The 26061-nt window shown below is 59.9% G+C and carries 15 protein-coding genes, 1 pseudogene and 1 riboswitch; of the genes and pseudogenes, 10 read left to right on the top strand and 6 right to left on the bottom strand.

Translation table 11 applies throughout. The features are described 5' to 3' along the window. Nucleotides 1–24 precede the first annotated feature (24 nt). Complete coding sequence (locus KB449_RS36595) at nt 25–1881, top strand: sensor histidine kinase (protein WP_282911297.1); 1857 nt, start codon at nt 25–27, stop codon at nt 1879–1881. Between the two features lie 87 nt (nt 1882–1968). Further along, complete coding sequence (locus KB449_RS26815) at nt 1969–3570, top strand: helix-turn-helix domain-containing protein (protein WP_282911296.1); 1602 nt, start codon at nt 1969–1971, stop codon at nt 3568–3570. A gap of 317 nt (nt 3571–3887) precedes the next feature. Here the strand turns inward: KB449_RS26815 and KB449_RS26810 are convergent, their stop codons facing one another. Continuing rightward, on the bottom strand, nt 3888–4604 hold the full coding sequence (locus tag KB449_RS26810) for a hypothetical protein (protein ID WP_282911295.1): 717 nt from the start codon (nt 4602–4604) through the stop codon (nt 3888–3890). Nucleotides 4605–4661: 57 nt separating this feature from the next. After that, nucleotides 4662–4832, bottom strand: a pseudogene (locus KB449_RS36590) (transposase); the annotation flags it as partial. Nucleotides 4833–5062: 230 nt separating this feature from the next. Here KB449_RS36590 and KB449_RS26805 point away from each other — a divergent pair. Next, the gene (locus tag KB449_RS26805; RefSeq protein WP_282911294.1) at nt 5063–5251 is read left to right on the top strand and encodes a hypothetical protein; all 189 of its coding nucleotides are present in this window, start codon (nt 5063–5065) and stop codon (nt 5249–5251) included. A gap of 144 nt (nt 5252–5395) precedes the next feature. Here KB449_RS26805 and KB449_RS26800 read toward each other — a convergent pair whose 3' ends face one another. The 4 genes from KB449_RS26800 to KB449_RS26785 form a co-directional block, all read right to left on the bottom strand. Beyond that, nucleotides 5396–5875: a GNAT family N-acetyltransferase gene (locus KB449_RS26800; RefSeq protein ID WP_282911293.1), complete on the bottom strand. Its 480-nt coding sequence runs from the start codon at nt 5873–5875 to the stop codon at nt 5396–5398. Beyond that, nucleotides 5868–7715 (bottom strand): glycoside hydrolase family 20 zincin-like fold domain-containing protein, encoded by a 1848-nt coding sequence (locus KB449_RS26795; protein ID WP_282911292.1) that lies wholly within the window; start codon nt 7713–7715, stop codon nt 5868–5870. The genes KB449_RS26800 and KB449_RS26795 overlap by 8 nt, the downstream gene beginning before the upstream one ends. A 91-nt stretch (nt 7716–7806) precedes the next feature. Then, nucleotides 7807–8586: an SIS domain-containing protein gene (locus KB449_RS26790; RefSeq protein ID WP_282911291.1), complete on the bottom strand. Its 780-nt coding sequence runs from the start codon at nt 8584–8586 to the stop codon at nt 7807–7809. Nucleotides 8587–8716: 130 nt separating this feature from the next. Then, nucleotides 8717–9505 carry a glucosamine-6-phosphate deaminase gene (locus KB449_RS26785; protein ID WP_282911290.1) on the bottom strand — a complete coding sequence of 263 codons (789 nt, stop codon included), beginning with the start codon at nt 9503–9505 and terminating at the stop codon, nt 8717–8719. Nucleotides 9506–9719: 214 nt separating this feature from the next. Here KB449_RS26785 and KB449_RS26780 point away from each other — a divergent pair, with 214 nt between their 5' ends. From KB449_RS26780 to KB449_RS26750, 7 genes are all read left to right on the top strand, one after another. After that, nucleotides 9720–10694, top strand: a complete 975-nt coding sequence (locus tag KB449_RS26780; RefSeq protein WP_282911289.1) for a catalase — start codon at nt 9720–9722, stop codon at nt 10692–10694. Nucleotides 10695–10844: 150 nt separating this feature from the next. Next, a complete protein-coding gene (locus KB449_RS26775) occupies nt 10845–11921 on the top strand; it encodes an ABC transporter substrate-binding protein (protein ID WP_282911288.1) in 1077 nt (358 codons plus the stop codon). A gap of 55 nt (nt 11922–11976) precedes the next feature. Then, nucleotides 11977–12879 carry an ABC transporter permease gene (locus KB449_RS26770; protein ID WP_434082566.1) on the top strand — a complete coding sequence of 301 codons (903 nt, stop codon included), beginning with the start codon at nt 11977–11979 and terminating at the stop codon, nt 12877–12879. Next, a complete protein-coding gene (locus tag KB449_RS26765; protein ID WP_282911286.1) occupies nt 12879–13673 on the top strand; it encodes an ABC transporter ATP-binding protein in 795 nt (264 codons plus the stop codon). The genes KB449_RS26770 and KB449_RS26765 overlap by 1 nt, the downstream gene beginning before the upstream one ends. A gap of 207 nt (nt 13674–13880) precedes the next feature. After that, nucleotides 13881–19115, top strand: a complete 5235-nt coding sequence (locus tag KB449_RS26760) for a M4 family metallopeptidase (RefSeq protein WP_282911285.1) — start codon at nt 13881–13883, stop codon at nt 19113–19115. Nucleotides 19116–19375: 260 nt separating this feature from the next. Further along, nucleotides 19376–19533, top strand: a riboswitch (cyclic di-AMP (ydaO/yuaA leader). A 100-nt stretch (nt 19534–19633) separates the two neighbouring features. Further along, a complete protein-coding gene (locus KB449_RS26755; RefSeq protein ID WP_282911284.1) occupies nt 19634–21451 on the top strand; it encodes an APC family permease in 1818 nt (605 codons plus the stop codon). A 636-nt stretch (nt 21452–22087) separates the two neighbouring features. After that, complete coding sequence (locus tag KB449_RS26750; protein WP_282911283.1) at nt 22088–25966, top strand: galactose-binding domain-containing protein; 3879 nt, start codon at nt 22088–22090, stop codon at nt 25964–25966. The last annotated feature ends 95 nt before the right edge of the window (nt 25967–26061 follow it).

Genomic DNA, 26061 nt, shown 5'->3' with positions numbered 1-26061 from the left:
GCCTCGCGGCGGGAGGGCGATAAGGTGTTTATCGGGCGCAGATTCATGCACAGCCTCCGCGGCAAGCTGATCATGACCGCGCTGGTGTGTCTCCTGCTGCCGGCGAGCTTCACGTTGATCGCGGGGGACTATCTTACGCAGCGGATCGTCAGGGCGCAGGTCGTCGACAACGAGAACAAGTCGCTCGAGCTGACGGAGGTATATTTGTCGACCCTCTTCGACAATATGATCCGGGTCTCCAACGGCATCATGTTCGACAACAACATTAATCTGGCGTTGAAGGAGAACTGGCAGCGATACAAGCTGGGTCAACCCGATCCCGCCCAGGACGCTTTGGATGCGAAGGACATCGGGCACTTTCTAAGCAGTATCGCCTCGACGATGGACAACGTGTATGTCACGGTATTGACTGTAGACGGGCATTATTTTACCAACTACCAATTCGATCTGTACGGCGGCTTTACGCCGGCCAACTTTTTGCGGATGCCCTGGATCAAAACCGTAGAGATGCTGCCGGTTTATGAGATCGGCTGGATCGGTCTCGTCAATCAATATACGATGGACGGCAAGGGGACCGAGCCGTATCTGCTCACGATGGCGCGCAATCTGCGATTGGCTTATGCGACGGATCCCTATGCCTATATTGTCATTAGCATTAGCGAGGCCAAGCTCGGGGAAATTTTTAAGCACGACCTCGGCCGGCAGGAAACGATGCTGCTGGATCCGGACGGACGCATACTGGCAAGTCGCAACCGGCAGCGGGTCGGACAGACGTTTCCGTTTCCCGAAGAAGTGCGCCGGGCGGATGTGCCGTTGACCGTCCGGTACGAGGGCGAACAGTTTCTGCTTAGCCGGCACGACCTCGATTATGGCGGCTACCGTGTCGTCAGTCTGAGACCGTACAAGGAAGCGGTCGGCCAGCTTCATTCCGTGTCGCGTCTCAGCTTTGCCGTACAAATCGCGGCGACGCTTGTGTTCCTGGCGCTGTTTATTTATATGCTTCGCCAGTTTACCAAGCCGATCGTGGCGCTCGGCAAAGCCGCAGGGGCGGTCGAACATGGTGAGCTCACTGTTCGCTCGGGCGTGCGGGGCAGCGACGAGATCGGCAGGCTGGGCAAGCAATTTGACCAGATGCTAGGGCGCATCGAAGACATGGTCGGAGAGATTCGGGCCGAGCAGATGCAGAAGCGCAAGGCGGAGCTGGCCATGCTGCAGGCTCAGATCAATCCTCATTTTCTGTTCAACATCCTGAATTCCATCAGGCTGCGGATATTGCTCAAAGGAGACGAAGAGAACGGCGAGCTGCTGGCTTCCCTGTCCGGCTTGCTGCGGCAAACGATTCGGAGGGACGGAGAATTCACCTCGCTTCATGAGGAATTGGAGGTGCTGCGGCGGTATATGGAGCTGCTGAACTTCCGACAGCAGGAGAAGGCTGTATTGATCATCGAAGCAGCTTCGGATACGCTGGGGCTTCGGCTGCCGCGCTTCCTGCTTCAGCCCGTCATCGAGAATGCCTATATTCACGGCCTTCGCCAGGAAGCGGGCACCATCGTCGTTGAAGTCGTCCGCCGCGAAATAGGTGAAGCTCGCGCAGGCGCGGTTGCGGCGGCAGAAGCGGACATGCGAATCGTCGTTCGCGACGACGGAGCAGGCATGTCGCGAACGACGCTGGAGCGTCTGCGCACGGAGCTTCGGTCGCAGCGTGGCGTATCGTCGTCCGATGGCACGGCCGGAAGACTGTCGGGCATCGGTATCGCTAACGTGTACGAGCGTCTGCAGCTGATATATGGCGAACGGTGCTCCTTGACGCTGGAAAGCGAGGAGGGCGAGGGCACGACGGTCGTCATCGAGATTCCGGCGGAACCGCCGCCATCTGCATAACGCGGGATCGCTAGTTGCAAGTTAAAGGATTCGTGGGTTATGGAAACTGCGGCAAACGCCGAGATGCGAATTGCGGGAGGGAAGCGTATGTACTCCGTCATGCTCGTAGACGACGATTATCCGGTGCTTGAATATTTAAGCGCATCCATCCCTTGGAAGGAGCTGCGTCTGGAGATTCATTCGGTCTGCAAAAACGGAGCGATCGCGCTCGAGCAAGCACGGGCTAATCCGCCTGACATCGTCATCACCGATATCGGCATGCCCCAAATGGATGGTATCGAACTCATTGGGGAGCTGAAACGGCTGAAGCCCGACATTCGCTCCATTATCCTGTCGTGCATGGGCGACTTCTCCTACGCGCAGCAAGCCGTACGTCTGCAAGTGGACGATTACGTGCTCAAAGAGACGATGCGACCAGAGCAGATCGCGGCGCTGCTGCGCAAGTTATCGGCGCAGCTTGCGGCGGAGAAGGAGCAATCCCGAGAGCTAGCACGCATGCAATCCAAAAAGGAAGAAAATGCGCTCCTTCTGCGTCAAGGGCTGCTGGACAGGATGACCGCGGACGGCGGACGCGATCTCTCCTGGGCGGACGGCGCAGCGGAAGCAGGCATCGACTTTGAGGGCAAGGTGTGGCTACCCGTATTGGTCGCCTTGAACCGGTTGTCCGAGCTGTCGCGGCGCTTGCCGGACGAGCGGGCCGTTCAGTTAGCCGTCGGTCAAGCGGCAGCCGGGCTGAGTAGCGAGCTGCCTGGCACCGTGCTGCTGCCGCATGGACGGCGGGAGGCGGTGCTGCTGTTTCCGTTTCGGCGCAGCCTTACCGAGATGAAGGTCGAATCGGTCCGGCCCTCGCTGCGAGCGCTTGGCGAACGGCTGTCCCTGGAGAACGGCATCGCGGCGACGTTCTTGATCGGCACGTCGGCAGCGGCGCCGGCGGCGCTCGGACGGGCGGCCGAACAGCTCCTGTCCTCCGGCGGCGGACGATTCTATCTTCCCGACGAAGGCATCTTCACGCTAGCGGAGCTTCCTCTGCTGGGAGAGGGGGATCTGCACGACGTTTATCCCGAAGCACTCCAGCGCATCCGCGACGCCTTTCTCGAAGAAGACACGGTTCAGCTCGAATCCTCCGTCGACAACTGGCTGGACCAAGCGCGGGAGAGACGCTGCCATCCCGAGTTGGTCAAAGAATGGACGCTCAAGATTTTGTATGACAATCAAACGCGCTTTTTGGCGCTGCAGCACTATCAGAGCGTATTCTCAATGGAAGTGCTGCACCGAACGTTGGGCGAGCTCGCCACGATTCAGGAACTAGGAGATTGGATGCTGCAGTTTTTCAAAGAAAGAATGCCGTTGCTGGGGCTCATCTACAAGCAGTCGCGACGTTCTGAAATTTTACGCGCTCAACAATACGTCAGCCATAATATCGGCTCTAAAATCACGCTGGAAGAAGTCGCAGACATGCTGCACATCAACTCCAGCTACTTCAGCCGGTTGTTCAAGCGCGAGACGGGTTACAATTTCATTCAATATGTCACGACTGCGAAGATGGAACGTGCCAAGGAACTGCTCGCCCGCAGCAATATGAGCGTCGAAGAAGTCGCGGCGCGCCTCGGATACGAGAACAAAAGCTACTTCGCCAAACTCTTCAAAAAGCATATCGGCGGCACGCCGGGCGAATATAGAGGGGACTGAGCTCATGGCGCTGCATTACCCCAGTCTGCGCCGTTTGAACGATATCCCCTTCAGTCAGGGAAGAATGCTCCGCACCTTTTGCTAATTTAAACGATATCCCCTTCAGTCAGGGAGGAATGCTTCGCGCCTTTTGCTAATTTAAACGATATCCCCTTCAGTCAGGGAGGATTGCTTCGCGCCTTTTGCTAATTTGAACAATATCCCCTTGAGTCAGTAAAACGACATGACAAGACGAGGATGTTCAAAGCGTGCGATATACGTTTTGCTGCGTGGAACTTGTGCGGATGAATTAATTGCCCTAATCACGCATCGCTACGCTAGCCTGTATGCCGTTGGCTGCGTGCAGGACGCCGGAAAACCCACTTTATCGGTCGAACGCCTGAGCGGGCGCCCACTAGTTCCCGATAGGTGATTGTCTTGGTGAGGCCGCAGCTGGCGATCAGCTCGGTCAATACCTCGTTGCGGCATAGACGACGAAAGCAAAACTCGTTAAGATAGGCCTGCAGGTGCTTGGGGCCGATGCCTCCAAAGGTGCGGGCTAGCCAACGCACGGCCTCCTGCCACGCATGATGGGCTGCGGATCGCCCATGGTGGCCGCGTTGGAGAAGTTCTGCATGTCCGGAGGCTTGGGCGCCGGCGACATGGTTTTGCACAAAACGTTCCACTGACTCCTCGCCGCCCATCCCCCCGCGAACAGCCGGATGGTCGCCTTCGGGACCGTCGACGGCTTTCATTTTTACATGTGCGACATCCCCTGCTTCATCGAGAGAGACGCCGACCACGACAGGCTGCGGTCGCAGCTCGCCCTGCACGAACACGCTGCTGAAATAGCGGTGATACTCATAGCCGTAATACTCGCCCAGCAGCTGCAGGTCGCCCGCAAGCGGTTGGGCGCGATCCCACTCGCCGATGGCATGGCGCAGCTTGTGATTGATCAACCAGGCAGTCTTATAGGTCACGTGGATCAGCTCCGCCAACAGCTTGGCGCTGATACCGATTTGCATCAAGAACATCGCCTGAAACCACTTCGCCAAGGGCGTGCGCGTCCCCTCGAGCACAGTACCTGCCGTAAGCGAAGTCTGGTGAGCACAGGATTGGCATTCAAACAAATGCCGTCCGCGGGACGACACCCTGTAATAATGCGGATGAACGCAGCGGGGACAACGGAACCCGTCTGGCCATTTGGCGGCGAACAGGGCGCCAGCGCAGTCTTCTTCGCTATAGGCCGGGACATAATCCTGAATCGAGAAGCGGCTTGGCATGTTAATCCCTCCGGACGGAACGTATGTTCTCATTTTAGTAAATGATGGGTACGATGTCAAGCTTCAGATGGAAAAAGAATGGGCGGAGCTACAGCCTTGATGAAGGGGATAGTGGCGTGAAGCGGAGGGAGATAAGTTGGGATATAGGTGCTTCGCGATGGCGTCATGGAGGAGGGGGCCGAGCTCTCGTGGCAGCAGCATAGCGGTTGTGGATGTATAGCAGATACTGTGTGTACTATAGCGTAGCGGACAAGACGGACATGAGCAGACCGGACATAAGCAGACCGAACCTGAACAGATTGGACCTGAACAGACCGAACCTGAACAGACCGAACCTGAACAGACCGGACCTGAACAGACCGGACCTGAACAGACCGGACCTGAACAGACCGGACCTGAACAGACCGAACCGGTCCTGAACGAAGGGGATACCGTTAAAACGGGAAAAACATGTATAAAGCAGCTGCGTAGATGGAAAAAAATGGACCCAAAAAGGTGTGCGCCTATGCCAAGCGTCCCTCCCTCTTGGGTCTCTCGTTTGGTAGAGAGGCGATTTCATTTCATTAGTTTAAAGCGACCAGGTTCCGATAAGCGCCCGGGAACGAGTCGGGAATGACGGTTGCGCCGACCGTTTTGGCGTAGAAGCCGAGCGCTTCTTCTACCCAGCCGATTATGGCGTAGGCATAGCCTTCTTCGTGCATGGCTCGCAGCGTTTCGAGCAGCAGCGCTTTGCCAATCCCCAGGCCGCGGCATTCCGGCGCCACGCCGGTAGGACCGAAGAAGTTGCGGACGATGGCGTCATAAAGCGCAAAGCCGACGATCTCTTTGTTCCGCACGGCGATGAAGGCATAGGAGGGCAGTCTCCCGAAGGCGCATTCGCACTCGCTGCGCCAGTTTTCAGTGAAATGCTTGCCGACGAATTCCGCTAGGCGCCCTTTGTCCGCGGTCATGGCGCGTACGATGCGAACGCCTTTTTCCTCTAGCGCGGCGAGCTCTGCCCGGCCATCGGGCAGGTCGTACAATTTGACCAGCATATCAGGCATGTCGCCCTTCCTCCTCTTCATCGGTGCTTCGTTTTTCGCCTGCAGCCGCTCTGGCTGCCGCTGCGGACGCAATCGCCTGCAGCTTGGCCTCGTATAGGCCGAACCGGTAAAACCTCGAAGCGATGAACAGCTCCGCCATATCAGGCGGCAGCAGTGGCTCTATCGCGACTCGCATGGCGGTCTTGGCTGCTTCCAGCGCCGCGTAGCCGGTACGATGCTTGTCTCTGAGACTTGTCATCACCTCTTCGCCGGGGTACAGCTCGCCTCTGAAAAGAAACGTATAGAGAGGCAGCCTGCGCTTGGCAGGAATTTCGAACTGGATCATTGCCGCGATTAACTCGGCGACCGGGCGGTTGAGGGCGATATCGGGCAGCAGCTCCGGCACGAGCTGGTAATAATCCGCGATCTCGTAGCCGTCGGCAGCCGCGGACGCATCGTCCATGCCATGATATTGAGAGAGGAAACGCGCGAGATAGGTTTCCGGGTCTGCACGCCGGTTCCAGCTTTGGTCGGCCGAGAAAAAGGCCGGGTAGCGAGATGTCTCGAACAGGCCGTACGGACTGCCGAGCGCAAAGGGCGCCGACCAGTTGGTGGCAATGACGCCAGGCAGCTGCTCGGACTCGGCGAGCTCGGTCCAGCGCAAAATGTTGGCGACCCGGTTGCGGATAACCGGGTAGTTCTGGTCCCCTTCGTCATCCCAGCACCGCACGGAGGAAGCGCCTATGACGGACAGGCCCGCGCGTCTGAGCTTGCCGATCATGTCGAGCGCGTCCCGCTTCAAACGGTGGCCGCCGTAGATCCAGACGACGACGGTCACTTCGGGATCGAGCGCGGACAACTCTTCATGCGAAGCGTGCATCAGCATGTCGTGCCAGATCATCGGCCGCTTGCCGAGCTCGCGGACGCGGGCGGAGAGCCGGTTGACGAATGCGATGAAGGATGCCTCGCGCGTCAAGCCGGAGGCGCGGCAATCCGCGCACTCGCCGAGACTCCACACCTCGTCGCAGCCCATATGAAGATAACGGCTGTCGGGATGCAGCGCGGCCACGTCTTCGAGAATGCCCGCCATCATCTCGAACGCGCCCTGCCGGTGCGGGCACAGCTCGCCGACGCTGTCAGGCGTTTCGCGGAGCGGGATATATGCAGGGTGTTTGAGAATGAACTCCAGATGACCAAACGACTGCTGCTTCGGTATAACTTCGATGAAGTGGTCGCTGCACGTCCGGAGCAGCAGGGCATGCTCCGCCTCCGTCATGGACAGGTCCGGATGGCGCAGGAAGGCATGCTGACGAAACGGCAGCTTGTCCTCGTATTCGACGACGAGCGTATTGATCTTGTAATCGGACATCTCGGCGATATACGACAACAGATTGGGGAACGCAGGATAAACGGTGCGAAGGTCCAAATAGTCGCTGCGAAGCGGCAGGTCGGCCCAATCGGCAATTTCCACCGCGGGCAGCGGGTCGTACCTGCGCATCAGCTGGAGCAGCGTCTTCAAACCGTAATAAAGACCGGACGCTTCTTGGGCGTGTAGCGACAAGCCGCCGTCTCCGATGCGCAGCACGTAGCCGTCATGGCGCCCGGCGAGTCGTTCGGCCGCTTGGCGGCGAACGGGCAGGTCCTCGGATAAGAGCGCGTACGCCTCGGGCGACGTTCCCAGGGCGACATGGGCATCGCCGAACAGCTCGCGCGCCAAACGCAGCAGCCTGTCGTCCGACCGGGGCATTAGCAGCTTGACGCGCATGCCTGCCAGATGAGCGGGCAGCGGCGATGAAACATCGTCACCGTCTTCAGGCAACAATCGCGCGTATTGCGGCTGCGGGATCAGGTCGAGTTTCATGACGATTCCTCCTGGCCTCAGGGATAGATAGCGAAGAAGCATTTTTCCGAATAGGTGATGATTTGTAACGGAATTCCTGTCTCCACGCTGGCTAGAGCCACCTTACGCGCCCCTTGAACCGGTCGATGAAGCGGTTGTTCCATTCGTCACCGCCGGGCGCATTGGCGCTTCGCCAGACAGGGACCTCGATCCCTTTTTCCGCAAGAAGAGCTGCTACCGTCATCATGAGAGAATTCAATAGGAAGGCGTTGGCGAACGTGGACGTCGATCCCATCTGCGGTTCCAGACCTTGGATCTGCAGGGCAGAGTCCCCGGGCTTCACCTTGCTGTCCAGGTAGTAATCGCAAGCTTCGTACAGATTAAGCCGGGACGGATGCCTCGCCGGGTGGTCCTTCGGGGTCGCAGCGGCGTGTCCGACCGAGGTGACGGCAATGGTGACGACGCCTCTGCGCTTCGCCTCCAACGCAGCGTCGATACAAGCGGTATTGATGCCGTAGGCGTTGGCCAGAATCAAAATATCGCCTGCTCCGAGTCGATTGTCCTCAATGACGAGCTTGCCGTAACCCGGCGTGCGTTCGACGGCCATCGAGCGGAGGGCGCCGTTGGAGATCATCGTGCCTTCGTCGAGGATTGCGCTGATATGCATCAAGCCGCCGGCCCGGAAAAAAATTTCCGTGGCGTTCATGTTGGAGTGACCGCCGGGACCGTACAAGTAGACGAGCTTATCCTCCGCAATATGGTCGGCCAGCAGGCCGGCCACCTCCAGCAGGCGATCGCGAGGCTCGCTTCGGATTTCTTCGAATAATTCTGTGATATACGTCAGATACGCCCCCATGATGTCGTCTTGCGCGGAAAGCGGTCGTTGGTTCATTTCGATGACCCCCTATTTAGAATAGACTGCGTCGAATCGATTACCGGGGCGCTAGCCCGGCGCTTATCTTGCACCGCCGGGCTTCCCGTCGTCGGTCCGTTCTTAAATTCCCCCCTTTGCCAGGTTCGTTCTAATCCGTTCGTTTGTAGCCATAGCTGTCCATGTCTGCGTACAGCGCGCAGCTCTCGTGCCGACGCAACGCGCTGGCGGGGAAAGCCTCCTCGATCGGACCGTGGACCGCGCGGAGTACGGCTTCGCGCTTGTGCCGACCGGGCACGATGCATACGAGATGCATGGCGGACATTAATGCGGGGATCGTCATCGTGAGCGCATGCGTCGGTACGCGCGCGAGCGAGCCGAAGCATCCGTCGTTGACCTGCTGCATCCGGAAGTCCGCATCGAGCTCGACGACCTTGACCCAGCGCGGATCGTCGAAGTCGGCGGCCGACGGATCGTTGAAGGCCAGGTGGCCGTTCGCCCCGATCCCGAGACATACAATATCGATCGGCGCCTCGCGCAGCAGATCTTCGTATCGAAGCGCTTCCTTCTCGGCGTCTTCGCAGGGATTCAGGAGATGAACGCGTCCGGGTTTGACTTTGTCGAATAACCGCTCGTTCAGGTATCTCCCGAACCGTTGCGGAGCTTCGACAGGCAAGCCGAGGTATTCGTCCAGATGAAAGGCAGTGACCCTGCTCCAATCGATGCCGGGCGCTGCGGCGAGCGCGTCGAGAAACTCATTCTGCGAGGGGGCTGCGGCGAATACGACGCGCGCGCTGCGGCCGATTGCCAACAGCGCTCGCAGCTTGCCGGCAAAGTCTTCGCAAGCCGCTAGGCCAAGCTGCCGTCTGTCCGTGAAAACCTGCGTTCGAAGGTTGTCCTTGAGCAGCGAATAGACGGGGAAAAGCGCGGACTGACTCAATGCTGCGTTCCTCCATTTCCATACAATTGATTGCCCTTTCACTATAGCAAGAGGGATCGAAAAAAATTTGACCGTTACCGGGCCGAATTTGACCGATCGGCAAGGCTGCAGCGCATCTATATTGCGCCGGTTAGCGATGGTCAAATAGGGTAAATATAACAGTCGCCAGCCGGCTAAAGCAGGCGGCAGCCCAAGAGTTGGAGGTTATTACCGGATGCATAAACCATTGGCCGATCGCTCCGAGACTGATTCAGCCGTCGGGGAAGCGGTTCGCTCGGAGCTGATCAATCCGACCGTCGACGCGCTTGAGGGACTCTCAGGCGTTCATCCCGGCAACAGAAGGGTGCATGCGAAAGGCATATGCTGTCGTGCCGAATTTACGCCGAGCGGATTGGCCGCAGCGCTTACGACTGCGGCGCATCTGCGCGACAAAGACAGGAAGAGCGGTGCGATCGTTCGCTTCTCGGGCAGCTCGTCCGATCCTTCGCTGGCCGATCTTTTGTCCCCGGGCAAAGGACTGGCCGTACAATTCCAGCCGGCGGAGGGCGATGTTTCTGTGCTGACAGCCGTGACGGTTCCGGTTTTTTTCGCCAGGACGCCGGCCTCGTTTCTTGACCTTATAAAGGAAGCGAACCGTTTGAAAGGAGGCGGCTTAAAAGCGATTGCGGCCGCCGCGGAGCTGGCTGCGCACTTTCCGGAAGCGCGTCACGCCATGGCGCACATCGGCAAGCTGAAGCCGCCTGCAAGCTACGGCACTTGCCGCTACTATGCGATTCACGCTTTCCTGCTCGTCGACGGGGAGGGAAATCGTCGGCCGGTAAAGTTCGAGTGGTTGCCGGAGCTCGGCGTCGAGACGCTGTCGGTCACAGCGCTCAAATCGCAGCCGGAAGACTATCTGGAGCTTGATGCTGCAGAACGGATTAAGGCAGGACCGCTTCGCTTCCGCCTGAATATCGTGCTGGGGCGGGAGGAGGACCCGACCGACGACCCTACGCTGCCGTGGCCCGACGACCGGCAGCGTATCGAGGCCGGCGTCTTGGACGTCACGGAAGTGATTGCGGAGCCCGAAGGACTCGTGATGGATCCGATGGTGACGGGGGCAGGCATCGAGCCTGCTGACGATCCGATCCTTAGGTTTCGCAGCCCGGTGTACAGGGAGTCGCTGCGGCGGCGGAGTCGCGGCCAATAATCGCCGACGTTAACGCCGGTTGTTGGGCTTTGGAACCGGGGAGTAGGCTAGAGATGGCGGTAGCGCAATGGTAATACGCTTTCATTGACGAATGCTCGCTTGGACATTTAAACTGTAGTTTAAACTCACTAGACAAGGGGCCATGAAAAAATGAAAAAGAGAATTTGGGCGACCGCGCTTCTCTCGCTCGCCATGCTGACGACGGCAGGCTGCGGCGCGAAGAACACCGGCAACAATGAGAGCGGAGCCGCCAGCTCGTCTGCATCGCCTTCGGCCAGCGCATCGGCAAGCGCGTCCGCGCCGGCCGACGACAAGACCTATTCGATCGCGATCTCGCAGATCGTGGAGCATCCCTCGCTTGACGCGACGCGCGAAGGCTTCATCGCCGCGCTCAAGGATGCGGGCATCGAAGAAGGCAAGAACCTGAAGATCTCGCTGAATAACGCGCAAAACGACCAAAATGCAAACCTTTCGATCGGTCAAAAGATCGCGTCGGAGAAGTACGATCTCGTCCTCGGCATCGCGACACCGTCCGCCACCGCGCTGGCACAGTACGTGAAAAATACGCCGATCCTGTTTGCGGCCGTCACCGATCCGCTCGACGCCAAGCTGGTATCGAATCTGGACAAGCCGGGCGCCAATATCTCCGGCGTCTCCGACACGAACCCTGTCGCAGTTCAGCAGCTGATGGATTTCATCGCATCCGATTTTCCGAACGTGAAGAAGGTCGGTATCGTCATTAACGAAGGGGAATCGAACGCCGTCGTTATGGCGAAGAATGCCGAGGAACAGCTCAAGAAGCACAATATCGAGCTGGTCAGGGCGCCGGTCACGAACACTTCCGAGGTGAAGCAGGCCGCAGAATCGCTCGTGGGCCGCGCGGACGCGCTGTTCATCACGCTGGACAACACGGTCGTCAGCAGCGTCGACGCGATCATCAAGGTCGCCAACGACAACCACCTGCCGTTCTTCTCCAGCGACCGCGATACGGTCGAGAAGGGCGCCTTCGCGACCTACGGCTTCAAATACTACGACCACGGCTACCAAGCCGGCCAGATGGCGGTCGAGGTGCTGAAGAACGGCGCCAACATCGGCGATCTGAAGGTCGGCATGCAGGAGAAGCTCGACCTGATCCTCAACCTTAAGGCTGCAGAAGCCCAGGGCATTACGGTCTCGGACGAAATGAAGAGCAAGGTGCAGGACCCGACCAACAATATTATCCAATAAAGAGTAGGTGTCGTCATTGATTCATTCCCTGACCGGCGCAGTCGAGCTTGGCTTCATGTATGCCTTGATGGCGCTCGGGGTGTACATCACGTATCGCATCCTGGATTTCCCCGACCTGACCGTAGACGCCAGCTTCACGACGGGAGCCGGCATCGCCGCAGTGATGATCTCGCACGGCCAGGCGCCCTGGCTTGCAACGCTGGCGGCCTTCGGCGGCGGTCTGGCGGCCGGCGTCTGCACGGGCCTGCTGCATACCAAGGGCAAGGTCAACGGCCTGCTCGCGGGCATCATCATGATGATCGCGCTCTACTCGATCAACTTGCGGATCATGGGCAAGCCGAACATCTCGCTGCTCAATACGGACACGCTCTTTTCGGGCGTCGCTTCTCATGAGTGGCATGATGTCCGACTCGCGTACATCGCCGTCCTGTTCGTCGTCGCGTTCGGCGTCAAGCTTCTGCTCGACGCGTTTTTGCACACGGACCTTGGGCTCGCGCTGCGCGCGACCGGGGACAACAAGCGTATGATCCGCAGCTTCGGCTCCAACACGGATCTTACGACGATCCTTGGCGTTAGCCTGTCGAACGGTCTCGTCGCGCTGTCCGGCGCGCTGATCGCACAGGACGGCGGCGGCGCCGACATCTCTATGGGCATCGGCATGATCGTCATCGGGCTCGCCTCCGTCATCATCGGGGAAGCGCTGCTCGGGCCGAAGCGCGTCTTCTGGGCGACGCTCGCCGTCGTCCTCGGCGCTATCGCCTACCGGATCGTCTACGCGCTGGCGCTGCGCGCCGAGTTCCTGCATCTGCAGGCGACGGATCTGAAGCTGATCACCGCGGTCATCGTCATTCTGGCGCTCGTCATTCCGACGGTGAGCCGCACGGCCAAGCAGAAGCAGCAAGCCAAACGGCGCACGGCCGAGCTGGCGGCCGGCATGCGCGGCAAGGGGGCGATCTGATGCTGGAGATCAATCAAGTATCCAAGCTGTTCAACCCCGGGACACCGGACGAGAAAGTCGCGCTCATGAACATCAACCTGAAGCTGAACGAGGGCGACTTCGTCACGGTCATCGGCAGCAACGGGGCGGGCAAGTCCACGCTGATGAACATCATCTCCGGCGTCATGCAGCCGGATATCGGCGACGTGCGGATCGACGGGCAATCGGTCGCGGCGAAGTCCGAATCCGAGCGCAGCAAGTGGATCGGACGGGTATTCCAGGATCCGATGGCGGGCACGGCGCCCAACATGACGATCGAGGAAAATCTGTCGATGGCTTACGCGCGCGGCAAGCCGCGGGGCTTCGGATGGGCGGTGACGGGGCGCAAGCGCGCCCTGTTCAAGGAAGAGCTGAAGCGCCTTGGCATCGGACTTGACGCGAGATTGCGCGCCAAGGTCGGGCTGCTGTCCGGCGGCGAACGGCAGGCGCTCAGCCTGCTGATGTCCACGTTCACGCGGCCGAGCATTCTGCTGCTCGACGAGCACACCGCGGCGCTCGATCCGGCGCGCGCGGAGCTCATCACCCGCTTGACCGAGGAGATCGTCCGCAGCATGAAGCTGACGACGCTGATGGTTACGCACAACATGGAGCAGGCTATCCGTCTCGGCAATCGCCTCATTATGATGGACAAGGGACGTATCATCCTCGACATCCCGCCGGAACGCAAGCAGGATCTGACGGTGCAGAAGCTGCTCGGCGAATTCGAGCGCATCAGCGGCCACAAGCTGGCGGACGATCGGGTGGTATTGGGTTAGAGAACGCGGCTGATAAACTATAAATGACGATCGACCGGCATCGCGCTACTGCGGTGCCGGTTTTCTTTTGTTCGAATTATAATTTCATCCGATAAAAATTACATTGTAGTCCAGTAATTTCCGATATATATTCAGAAATTATAGGTTATTTTGGAGGGGCTATATTTGGGCGCAGGCTTGTCGAAATTTATTAAGCGAGTGGGCATCATGGGGTTGGTAATGACGGTTTGGAGCGCGGGCGCGGCAGATATGCGATCGGTCGGAGCGGCAACTGCCGTCGGCACATCCATCTCGCCGGACGGCGAGAGCGCCGCGGTACTGGCTTCCGATGCCGACGTGCTCAGCTATTTTCAAGGAACGTCGCACAGCCTCGCCAGATCGGAGACAGGCCTTGAGATCGTCAACAAGAGCGAAGATGTCTATCGTAAAGCGCATTATTTGATTCAGCAGTCGTATAACGGCATTCCCGTCTACGGCAAATATATTCGCGCGCATCTGGATTCGGAGCGGCGGCTGTACGCGGCGACCAACGAGACGGCGTCCGACATCGGGTCCCTGATTGCGAACGGGACGGCGGTTTTGACGGGAGAGCAGGCGATTGCGGCGTTGGCGGCCTCGGTCGGAGCCGAGGGGAGCAGCGTCGGAGGCGGCACGAGCTCCCAGCCTGTCGCTGACACGGCGCAGGCTGCAGGTCAGTCTCCCGTGCTGCAGCAGGAGACGCCCAAGGCAGAGCCGATCTACTACCCGGACGAATCGGGAAAATACACGCTCGCCTACAAGGTCGAGCTGGCGACGCAGTCGCCGGTGCCGGGACGCTGGTTCGGCTATGTCGATGCTGGCGACGGACGGGTGCTGAGCAAGTTCAGCCGTCTCGCAGAGGCTGCGGCGGACAGCGCCCCGGCGACCGGCACGGGCTACAAGGGCGACGTCAGGTCGCTGAATGCCGTTAACCGTTACGGTGCCTATTACCTGGTCGATACGACCAAGCCCATGTACAAGTACAATCAAGGGGCCGAGTCGGGAACGATCGAGACTTACGATCTGGGCGATCCCTATAACCCGGTGAACGCGAAAACGTCGAACTTCTACAGCAGCAACCCGGACGCGATCGATGCCCATTATTTTGCGGGACAAGTATACGACTTCTACCTGAATCGGTTCGGCCGCGACAGCCTGGACGGCAATGGCATGTCGATCGTGTCGCTGGTTAATACGAACGTGACCGACAACGCCTTTTGGGACGGCACCGAGATCGTATACGGCGACGGCTCCAAGCAGTTCGAATGCCTGAGCTGCGCGGCGGACGTCGTGGCTCACGAGCTGACGCACGGCGTTATCGAGCACAGTGCGGACCTTGAATACAAAAATCAATCCGGCGCGCTCAACGAATCCTTTGCGGATATGATGGCTGCCGTTATGGACGACGACGATTGGACGATCGGCGAGGATACGGGCGTTGCCGGCGGCAGCGGCAGCGGCTATCTGCGAAGCCTGCAGCAGCCCGAGCTCGGCTTGGAGCCGCAGCCCGGCACGATGAGCGGGTATGCCCAGCTGCCCGAGAGCAACGACAACGGCGGCGTCCACAAAAACAGCGGCATTCCGAACCATGCCGCCTATCTGATGGCGACCGGAATCGACGAGATCCCGCAGCTGGCCGGCCAAGGCCGGAAGCTGATGGGCGACATGGCCTACGGCGCGCTCACTTCCTATCTAACGCCGACGGCGCAGTTCGCGGATGCCCGCGATGCCTTCGTGCTGGCGGCGGGCGACCTGCCGCTCTCGGGCGAGCTCCGGTCGGCCGTCATCGCCAAGGTCGAAGCGGCCTGGGCGGCGGTCGGACTCGGATACACGTCGAGCGAGAACTCGATCGTGTCCTTCGGCGCCGACCGGCTGGCGGACAATCCTTATATCAATGCGGCTGCATCGACAGTAACGTTTCAAGTGACGCCGGGCACCGACTTGAGCAGCCTGTCCGCGCGGATCTCGGTGTCTCCCGGCGCGTCGATCTCGCCGGACCCGGCGCAGGTGCGCGATTATGCTTCTCCCGTACAATTCGAGGTGACCTCCGAGAACGGCCAAAAACGTCGGTGGACCGTAACGGGCAGCATAGCCAAGCCCGAGACAGCCAATGCGATAGAAGGCTTCGCGCTCGATATACTGTACGGCCCCGCAATGATCGACAACGCAAGCAGCACGGTCACGCTCTATGTGGAGGACGGCGACGACTTGACCGCGTTAACGCCGTACATTACCGTATCGGACGGCGCCGTCGTCAGCCCCGCGAGCGGAGCGCCCGTCGATCTGACGTCGGAGCGGACGTACACGGTGACGGCGCAGAACGGTCAGACGCGCAATTGGCGGGTAAAGGCTGTCAGGGATTCGGCGAGTCCCTATATAGCGAGGGCAAGCGGAAGTGCCGAAGGGAAAATGATCGTGCTGTCGTTCGACCAGGAGATGGCGGCATACGAGCTCGCCAACCCCTGGAATTATGTCGTCGTGCGTCAGGACGGCGGAACGGACAATCCTGTCGTAACCAAAGTCGAACGGGATTGCGCCACCTCCAGTCGTGTCTATCTCACCTTGGACCGGGCGCTGCTGTCGAGCACGATGTACAAGGTTACGGTGAGCAAGCTGAAGTCCGCAAGCGGCAGAAGCGTACGGCCGGACCTGACAACCAACTATATCTATACGAACGATAAAGAGCCGCCGAAGCTCAATACAGCCAGCGTGAACGGAGCCAAGCTGACGCTGACCTTCGACGAGTACGTAGGCCTGCAAGCTCCGGTCATGCCCGGTTCATACCTGGGGCTGGCCGTCAGGCTGAATGGCGAGGGAGCGTCCGTCACCCGGGTCATCGCCAAGGGGCGGCATATCGAGCTGTGGCTGGGACGTGCCGCCGTCGCCGGAGATACGGTTACATTCAGCTATCAGCCGGATTCAAGCTCGACCGCCATCTACGACGATGCGGGCAACCGGGCGGCTGCGATCGGCTGGAGCGGCGTGATCAACCGTTCCAAAGCGCAGTCGGCGATTGCGTCGACTGTCGGCTGGGCGCGTCTGCCCTGGCAGGCGGCGCAGGCGGTCGGCCATCCGAACGCGCAGACGATGTATCTGATCCCGAGCGGCGCGAGCAACCGAAGCGTCGTCTCCATCGACCCGACCACAGGACGAATCGAGACGGCGAATGTGCCCGCCGCGCCGGTGCGTCTGTATGCGACAGCGGACTATGTGTACGCAGCTCTGAAAAAAGGAGACGGAACGGGCCGGATCGTCGTGCTGGACGCGAACGATCTGTCACAGACGGCCGCGTTCGATACGGCGGACGATCCGTTCGATCTGGCCGTCGCATCGCGGGACGAGATCTACGTGCTCAGCCGCGCGGCCGACGGCGAGCATCTGACGGCGTATAGCGAAGCCGGATCGATCCGCGCGCGTGCCGATATGACGAGCGCGCAAGGCCTCGCCCTGTCGCCGAAGCGGCAGCGGCTCTATACGATCGTGGACGGTGCGAAGCTCCGCGCTTATACGACGATTGCTTCGCGTCTGCTGGAGGCGGACGACGAAACGGCCGTTCCGGATTTTCACCCGCCGTACGTAAATGAAGGTTCGCCCGACAGGCTCTGGGTATCCCCGGACGAGACGTACGTGTTTTCCGGTTCGGGACTTTATTACAAGTGGGGCGAAGGAGAACGGCTGCAATCCGGCGGAGATCTGGGCGACGGCGTAGACGATATTTTGTTCGGCCCGTTCGATGAAAAGGATCAAAGGCAACAGATGGCCGTGCGGTCCGGCAACACGATTCGAAGCGCTGCATACAAGTTGGGACCGAACGGTTCTTCTCCTTCCACCGGCCTGTTTTCAGGTTTGGCCGGAGATACCCTGACGCTGGCCCCGAGCGCAAAGGAAGGCGTGTTCACGCTGGTCGCGACAAGTGCCGGCGCGACGACGATAACGACATACGGAGACTATCAAGGTGCTCTTTTCAGTCCGATCATCTCGGTCTCCACGCCGCTGAATGCATGCCCGATCGTCGTGGATACGAACACCGGCAATCCAGGCACAGGCAATCCAGGCACAGGCAATCCAGGTACCGGTACACCCGGAACCGGCACGCCAGGCACTGGCGCACCCGGCGGGAGCGCGCCTGCAGACGCATCCGGCGGCGAACCGACGGTTGCGGGCGGGACGGTCAAGCTAGCCGCAGCCGATCTGAAGTCGACGCAGGAAACCGGCGCCGACGGACGCTCGATCGCCATCGTCGAGCCCGACGCCGACAAGCTGAAGCAAGCCCTGAAGCTTGCGGGCGAGCAGACGACAGCAGTCGGCACGGCGTTCAAGCTTATCCTGCCCGTCGGCGCAATCGGAGACGGCGTCAAGGTACGGCTGCCGTCCGGAACGCTCACAGCCGCTTCGGTCCAGTCCGCCGGACTGACGCTCGTCGTACAGACCGACCGAGTGACGTACGAGATTCCCGCCAAGCTGCTTGGCAGTTCGATGCTCGCGCAAGCCTGGGGGACGTCGTCCTTGCCGGACGACCTGCAGCTCGAGTTCGGCATCGTCAAGCCTGCGCAGTCAGAGCAGGCTAAGTCCCTGCAATTGCTGCGAACGGACGGTTATGCGGCAATATCCGACTTTCTCGACTTTACGATCGAGCTGGCTTCCGGCGGGAAGAAAAAAGAGCTGAAAAACTTTAACGGCATTTATGTCACCAAACGCATCAGCATCGACGCTCCGGCCGCTGCGGGGGAGGTAACGGCGCTGACGTACGATTCCGTGTCCGGACAGCTCGCGTTCGTCCCCGCGGCGATCTCCGTCTCCGAGGGCCGGCTGACGGCGGCGATCCGGACGCCGCACAACAGCCTGTATGTGCTGGCGCAGACCGGCAAGTCCTTCGCCGACATCGCGACCCACCCCGATCGCGCCGCGATCGAAAAGATGGCAGCCAAAAAGCTCGTGCTCGGCGCCGGAGCAGGACGGTTTCAACCGGACCGGACGGTGACGAGAGCCGAATTCGCGGCCTTGCTCGCGAGAGCGCTCGGTCTGCAGACGCTGCCCGCAGCGCCTGCGTTCGCCGACGTGAAGGCAGGCGCCTGGTATGGCGCGCCGGTAACAACGGCGGTGAGCGCGGGCCTGATCTCGGGGTACGGCAACGGGAGCTTCGGTCCGGGCGGCGTCATCAATCGTCAAGAGTTGGCTGTCATGCTTGGCAGAGCGATCGCTTATGCGGGTGGGCTGCCTAAGGATGCTGGGAAGGCAAGCTCCGGCGCTTCTGTCGATGCGGCGAAGATTCCCGCCTGGGCTGCCGCCGACGCGCAGGCGCTGCTCGCTGCAGGCATTATGCGGAACAGAGCGGACGGCTCGTTCGCGCCTGCAGCTCCGGTTACCAGGGCCGAGGCTGCCGTATCGCTCATGCGGATGCTGGAAAGGCTGCAGCTCATTTAAAGTCTTTTTCGAAATAACGCCCTGTCCTCCTGTTTGCCGGGAGGCGGGGCGATTTTTTTCGATTCTCATCCAAACGCGGAAAGCCGAAGGCGTAGAAACTTCAATAAATCGAGCGCGAACGTGCGCGACTGCGATAATGCAAGAGCCGTATGAATGTAACCGTTCTCTTGCCGTGTTAAAAGGCTGCCGCGCTGTTTCATCCCCTTCGGCGGCAGTTTACATGAAGATGGAACGTAACGTATGATTCATTTCGTGATTCAACATCCTAATCGCTGAATCCCGCACAATGCGGGAACGGGGGAACCAACCGGGTGCCGCACATGCGCCCAGGGGTGAATCGCTTGGCTATGCCAGGCGTAGGGCTGCTTGCCGGGCCCGAATCCGACAGCTAACCTCGCAAGCGTCCGGAAGAGGAACCTGCGCCGCTATTCGCTTAAGAATAAGCTGCGGGAGATCCTTTCCTGCGGCTTTTTTTTGATGCATTTCCGCGGTGCCGGTACAGCAAAGGAGATAACCCCATGGTCAGCAAAGTTAAAAGGCTACTGATCGGCAGACCGATGAAAAGCGCGGAGATCGAAGGCGCCAAGCTGGGAAAATTCAAGGCGCTGGCCGTCTTGTCGTCCGACGCGCTGTCGTCTGTCGCGTACGGTACGGAGCAGATTCTGATCGTCCTCATGGCGGCAGGCTTCGCGGCTGTCTGGTACTCGGTGCCGATCTCGCTGGCGGTGCTCGGCCTTTTATTTATTCTCATCCTGTCTTATCGCCAGACCATTTATGCCTATCCGGCCGGCGGCGGCGCCTATATCGTGGCCAAGGACAATCTCGGCATCTCCACGGGACTTCTGGCCGGAGGCTCGCTGCTGGTCGACTATATATTGACCGTTGCGGTCAGCTCGTCCGCAGGGACGGACGCGATCACGTCGGCTTTCCCTTCGCTGCACGAACATCGCGTCCTTATCGCGCTCGTCATCATCCTGATCCTGACCGTCATGAACCTCCGCGGCGTGACCGAGTCCGCGTCTGTGCTCGCGACGCCGATCTATCTGTTCGTTGTTGCCATCTTCGTGCTCATCGCCGTCGGCATCATCAAGTATGCAACGGGCGGCGCACCCGCTCACGTGCCGGAATTCGGCGCTGCGGTGTCCAACGTCAGCCTCTTCCTGCTGCTCAAGGCTTTTAGCTCGGGCTGCTCGGCGCTCACGGGCGTCGAGGCCGTGTCCAACGCCATTCCCAACTTCAAGAAGCCGGCCGAACGCAACGCCGCCGCTACGCTGATCATGATGGGCACGATCCTGGGCGCGATGTTTATCGGCATCAGCTTGCTCGCTTACTGGTACGGCGTGGCGCCGGACGAAAAGCAGACGGTCGTCTCGCAAATCGCCGAATCGACGTTCGGGCGGGGCACGATCTACTACGTCATTCAAGCGCTGACTGCGCTGATTCTCGTGCTGGCGGCGAATACGGCGTATTCCGCGTTCCCGCTGCTGGCGTTCATGCTGGCCAAGGATAAATACATGCCGCACGCCTTCATGGTTCGCGGCGACCGGCTCGGCTACTCGAACGGCATTATTTTCCTCGGCGTATTCTCCGCGCTGCTGGTCATTATTTTCCACGGCAACACCGAGAACCTGATCCCGCTATACGCCGTCGGCGTCTTCATCCCGTTCACGCTGTCGCAGCTCGGCATGATGGTGCGGTGGATCCGGCTCCGTCCGCAAGGTTGGGTGACGCGCCTGATCGTCAACACGATCGGCATGCTGACGACGCTGAGCATCACGCTCATCTTCATTTTCACCAAGTTCACGCATGTGTGGATGGTGTTCGTCTTCCTGCCGGTCGTCATGTGGACATTTTTCGCCATCGCGCGCCACTACCGCAACACCGCCGACGAGCTTCGCATCGACCCGACCAAGGAGAAGCCGTGCATCAAGGGCAGCACGATCGTCGTGCCGGTCGCGGGGGTCACCCGCGTCGTCATGAATTCGCTCAGCTATGCCAAGTCGCTGACCGACAACGTCGTTGCCGTCTACGTCGGCTTCGATGACGAGGAGATCGAGCGCATGGAAAAAAGATGGGCCGACTGGGATCCCGGCGTCCGGCTCATCACGCTGAGATCCAGCTATCGCAGCATTATCCGCCCGATCATGAAGTTCATCGACACAATCGAGTGGAAAACCGCCGAAACGGACCACATCACCGTCCTCATCCCGCAGTTCATCGCCAAGCACTGGTGGCAGCACATTTTGCACAATCAGTCGAGTCTGCTGCTCCGCGCTTATCTGTACAACCAGAAGGACGTCATCATCGCGACCGTGCCTTACCATTTGCGCCGCTGACGTCCATCGTGAGCCATCCAACCGTCTCGTCCGCGATTTTGCGGGCGAGTCGGTTTCGTTTCGGGCAAAATCAATCGACAGGGCACTGTTATGGCGCCATACAATGCCTAACCCCGCCGGATAACGATGTGCGGCATCGTTATTCCGTGCGCTGAGGCCGATTTTCGACCAATAAGAATGTGCCGCATCGCTATATCGCCCAACCTGCGCACGAACCGCGCCACCCGCCAAACGCCACCCCGCAAGCACCGTCACACCAATCACCATCACACCAATCACCATCACACCAAGCACCATAACACCAAGCACCATAACACCAAGCACCATAACACCAAGCACCATAACACCAAGCACCATCACGCCAAGCACCATCACACCCAGCGCCACCACGCCAGGTTCCGCAACGCTTTCTGTGGTCTCGGTCCCACCACGCCGATGAATCGTAATTCCGCACACACATCGCATAGGAATGTACATCGTCGGACTGGCTTGTAAGCGCTTATAATTTAAAGGAAGCATCATCCATATTCGGGAGGAGGAGGTTTGTGGCAGCGCGGGCTTTATCGGGCATCTCTGATCAGCCGCCCAGGTCGGAAGGGAAAAAAATCGAGTTATCCATTTAAAAGGAGGCAGATGATGTTCATGCAACTGCATACGGGGAAACGGAAGCCGTGGACGGCTTCTTTGCTGGCTCTCGCGCTGATGGCCGGACTGCTCGCCAACTTGGCCGGGCTTCAAGCATCCAAGGCTTATGCCGACGGCCCGAATCTGGCGGCGAACAAACCTGTGACCGCAAGCTCATACGCAGATGTGTACCAAGCGGGCAATGCCGTGGACGGCAACGCCGGCACCTACTGGGAGAGCGCGAACAACGCATTTCCGCAATGGATTCGAGTTGACCTGGGCGCAGCCTCTACTGTTAATCAAGTCGTGCTGAAGCTGCCGTCCGGATGGGGGACGCGCTCCCAGACGCTGTCCGTGCAGGGCAGTCTGAACGATTCGAGTTACAGCACGCTTGCGGCCTCCGCGTCTTATTCATTTAACCCGGCTACCGGCAACGCGGTGACGATCAGCTTCGCCGCCGCCAGCGCGCGCTACATCAAGGTTAACTTCACGGCCAACAGCGCTTGGCCGGCCGGTCAGATATCCGAATTCGAGGTGTACGGCGCCGTCACGCCGCCGGCCAATAATGTGTATGAAGCAGAGGCCGCTGCGCTGTCCGGCGGAGCCAAAGTAAACACGGACCACCCGGGGTACACGGGGACTGGGTTCGTCGACGGCTATTGGACGCAAGGCGCGCAGACGCAGTTTACCGTCAATGCCGCAGCCGCCGGCAACTACGCGATCGCGCTCAAGTACGGCAACGCGAACGGCGCGGCCAGAACGCTGAGCGTTTACGTGAACGGCACGAAGGTCAAGCAGACGACACTCGCCAATCTCGCCAATTGGGACACGTGGGGAACCCAGTCCGAGACTTTTGCGTTGAATGCGGGCAGCAACACGATCGCCTATAAGTACGATACAACCGATTCGGGCAACGTCAACCTGGACCAAATCGCGCTGACAGCGGTATCCGCAACCCCGACGCCGACAGCTACGCCTACCGCGACCCCGACAACCACCCCGACCGCAACGCCAACCGCCACCCCGACGGCTACGCCGACAGCTACGCAAACCGCCACCCCGACGGCCACGCCAACCTCTACGCCTCCGCCATCCGGCTCTAACCTGGCGCAGGGCAAGCCGATCGTCGCTTCTTCGGTCAACTGGACGTACGCCGCGACTAATGCCAACGACGGCAGCACGGCGACTTATTGGGAAAGCAATGCGAACAGCTATCCCGCCACGCTGACCGTCTCGCTCGGCGCCAATGCCAGCATCTCGCAGATCGTACTGAAGCTTAGTCCGGACAGCGCCTGGGCGACGCGCACGCAGACCATCCAGGTGCTCGGCCGCGATCAGAACGCGACGACGTTCAACAACTTGGTCTCGTCCGCGCAATATACGTTTAACCCGGCAACCGGCAACACGGTAACGATCCCCGTGAACGCTACCGCCAGCGACGTGCAGCTGAAGTTCACGGCCAACACGGGCGCGACGGGCGGGCAGGTCGCCGAGTTCCAGGTCATCGGCGTACCCGCGCCGAACCCGGATCTGACCGTGACGGGCCTATCCTGGACGCCGTCCGCGCCTGTCGAGACGGACAGTGTCAGCCTGACAGCCACCGTTAAAAACATAGGCACGCTGGCTTCCGCGGCGACGACCGTCAACTTCTACCTCGGCACGACCAAGGTAGGCACGGCGAACGTGGGCGCGCTCGCGGCAGGCGCTCAAGCCAATATCAGCGTCAACATCGGTGCGAAGGACGCAGGCAGCTACGCCGTCTCCGCAAAGGTCGACGAAGATAACGCCGTCATCGAGCAAAACGAGAACAACAACAGCTTCACCGGCGCTTCCAACCTGACGGTCAGCCCGGTTCAAAGCTCGGATCTGGTCGCTACGTCGGTCAGCTGGAGCCCGAGCAATCCGGCTGCGGGCAATACGACGAACTTCTCCGTCATCCTGAAAAATCAGGGCACGATCGCTTCGGCCGCCGGCGCGCACGCCGTCACGCTGACGCTGACAGACGCCACGACCAATGCGGTCCTCAAAACATTAACCGCCAGCTATACCGGCACGCTCGCCGCCGGCGCGTCCAGTCCGTCTATCCCCCTTGGCAGCTGGACCGCGGCGAACGGCAAGTACAACGTCAAGGTCCAGATCGCAGCCGACGGCAACGAATTGTCCGTCAAGCAAGCGAACAACGTCTCCACGCAGCCGCTGTTCGTCGGTCGCGGCGCGAACATGCCGTTCGACATGTACGAGGCCGAGGACGGCACGATCGGCGGCGGAGCGGCCGTCGTCGGACCGAACCGCAACATCGGCGACCTCGCCGGCGAGGCTTCCGGTCGCAAGGCGGTCACGCTTAACTCGACCGGCAGCTACGTGCAGTTCACGACCAAGGCGAGCGCCAACACGCTGGTCGCCCGCTTCTCCATCCCGGACGCCACGGGCGGCGACGGCATCAACGCGACGCTGAACGTTTACGTCAACGGCACGTTTGCCAAAGCCATCGATCTGACATCCAAGTACGCCTGGCTGTACGGCTCCGAGACAGCGCCGGGCAACAGCCCGGGCTCCGGCTCGCCGCGTCACATTTATGACGAAGCGAACCTCATGTTCGACACCACGATCCCGGCGGGCAGCACGATCCGCCTGCAGAAGGACGCGGCCAACACAACGAACTATGCGATCGACTTCGTCAGCCTGGAGCAGGCGACGCCGATCGCGAATCCCGATCCGGCCAAGTATGTCGTGCCGACGGGCTTCACGCATCAAGATGTGCAGAACGCGCTCGACAAGGTGCGGATGGACACGACCGGCACCTACGTAGGCGTCTATCTGCCGGCGGGTACGTATACGACGTCGAACAAGTTCCAGGTGTACGGCAAGGCAATTAAGGTCATCGGCGCCGGTCCATGGTATACACGTTTCGTCGCGCCGTCGAACCAGACCAACACCGACATCGGCTTCTCGGCAACGTCCACCGCGAACGGCTCTACTTTTGCCAACTTCGCCTACTTCGGCAACTACACGTCCCGGATCGACGGACCGGGCAAGGTATTCGACTTCTCCAACGTGGCCAACATGACGATCGATAACATCTGGACCGAGCACATGGTGTGTATGTACTGGGGCGCCAACACGGATTACATGACGATCAAAAACTCGCGCATTCGCAACACATTCGCGGACGGCATCAACATGACGAACGGCAGCACGAACAACCTGATCTCCAACAACGAAGCGCGCGCGACCGGCGACGACAGCTTCGCGTTATTCTCGGCAATCGACGCAGGCGGAGCGGACGAGAAAGACAACATTTTCGAAAATCTGACGTCCATCCTCACCTGGCGCGCGGCGGGACTCGCCGTGTACGGCGGATACGCCAACACGTTCCGCAACATTTACATCGCGGATACGCTCTGCTATTCGGGCATCACGATCAGCTCGCTCGATTTCGGCTATCCGATGAACGGCTTCGGCGCAAGTCCGACCACGAATCTGCAAAACATCTCGATCGTGCGCGCGGGCGGCCACTTCTGGGGCCAGCAGACGTTCCCGGCCATCTGGGTGTTCTCCGCATCCAAGGTATTTCAGGGCATCCGCGTGAGCGACGTGGATATCGTCGATCCGACGTACCACGGCATCATGTTCCAGACGAAGTACAACGGCACGCAGCCGGAAAATCCGGTCACCGACACGATCTTCACCAACATTACGATCTCCGGCGCGCAAAAAAGCGGCGATGCGTTCGACGCGAAGAGCGGCGTGGGCATTTGGGCAAACGAGCTGCCTGAGCCGGGTCAAGGCCCTGCGGTCGGCTCGGTGACGTTTAACAACCTGAAGTTCAACAATGTCGTGACGCCGATCAAAAATACAACCTCCACCTTCACGATCAACGTTAATCCTTAACTTAAGATCGTCGACAGTCCCGTTCGCCGTCAGGCGAGCGGGCTGTTTGCGTTAGTGAGACGGTTAGCGGCAGTAAGGATTAACGATGTTTTCCT

This window comes from Cohnella hashimotonis, from assembly GCF_030014955.1.
GTDB lineage: Bacteria > Bacillota > Bacilli > Paenibacillales > Paenibacillaceae > Cohnella > Cohnella hashimotonis.
Note: the sequence above shows the minus strand (reverse complement) of the source record. Positions and strands in the feature narration are given on the sequence as shown.

What these genes read in the sequence shown, in the direction of transcription:
- KB449_RS26815 (WP_282911296.1), top strand. Translation starts at nt 1,969, where the DNA reads ATGTACTCCGTCATGCTCGTAGACGACGATTATCCGGTGCTTGAATAT.
- KB449_RS26800 (WP_282911293.1), bottom strand. Translation starts at nt 5,875, where the DNA reads ATGCCTGATATGCTGGTCAAATTGTACGACCTGCCCGATGGCCGGGCA.
- KB449_RS26795 (WP_282911292.1), bottom strand. Translation starts at nt 7,715, where the DNA reads ATGAAACTCGACCTGATCCCGCAGCCGCAATACGCGCGATTGTTGCCT.
- KB449_RS26790 (WP_282911291.1), bottom strand. Translation starts at nt 8,586, where the DNA reads ATGAACCAACGACCGCTTTCCGCGCAAGACGACATCATGGGGGCGTAT.
- KB449_RS26780 (WP_282911289.1), top strand. Translation starts at nt 9,720, where the DNA reads ATGCATAAACCATTGGCCGATCGCTCCGAGACTGATTCAGCCGTCGGG.
- KB449_RS26775 (WP_282911288.1), top strand. Translation starts at nt 10,845, where the DNA reads ATGAAAAAGAGAATTTGGGCGACCGCGCTTCTCTCGCTCGCCATGCTG.
- KB449_RS26770 (WP_434082566.1), top strand. Translation starts at nt 11,977, where the DNA reads ATGTATGCCTTGATGGCGCTCGGGGTGTACATCACGTATCGCATCCTG.
- KB449_RS26765 (WP_282911286.1), top strand. Translation starts at nt 12,879, where the DNA reads ATGCTGGAGATCAATCAAGTATCCAAGCTGTTCAACCCCGGGACACCG.
- KB449_RS26760 (WP_282911285.1), top strand. Translation starts at nt 13,881, where the DNA reads ATGGGGTTGGTAATGACGGTTTGGAGCGCGGGCGCGGCAGATATGCGA.
- KB449_RS26755 (WP_282911284.1), top strand. Translation starts at nt 19,634, where the DNA reads ATGGTCAGCAAAGTTAAAAGGCTACTGATCGGCAGACCGATGAAAAGC.
- KB449_RS26750 (WP_282911283.1), top strand. Translation starts at nt 22,088, where the DNA reads ATGTTCATGCAACTGCATACGGGGAAACGGAAGCCGTGGACGGCTTCT.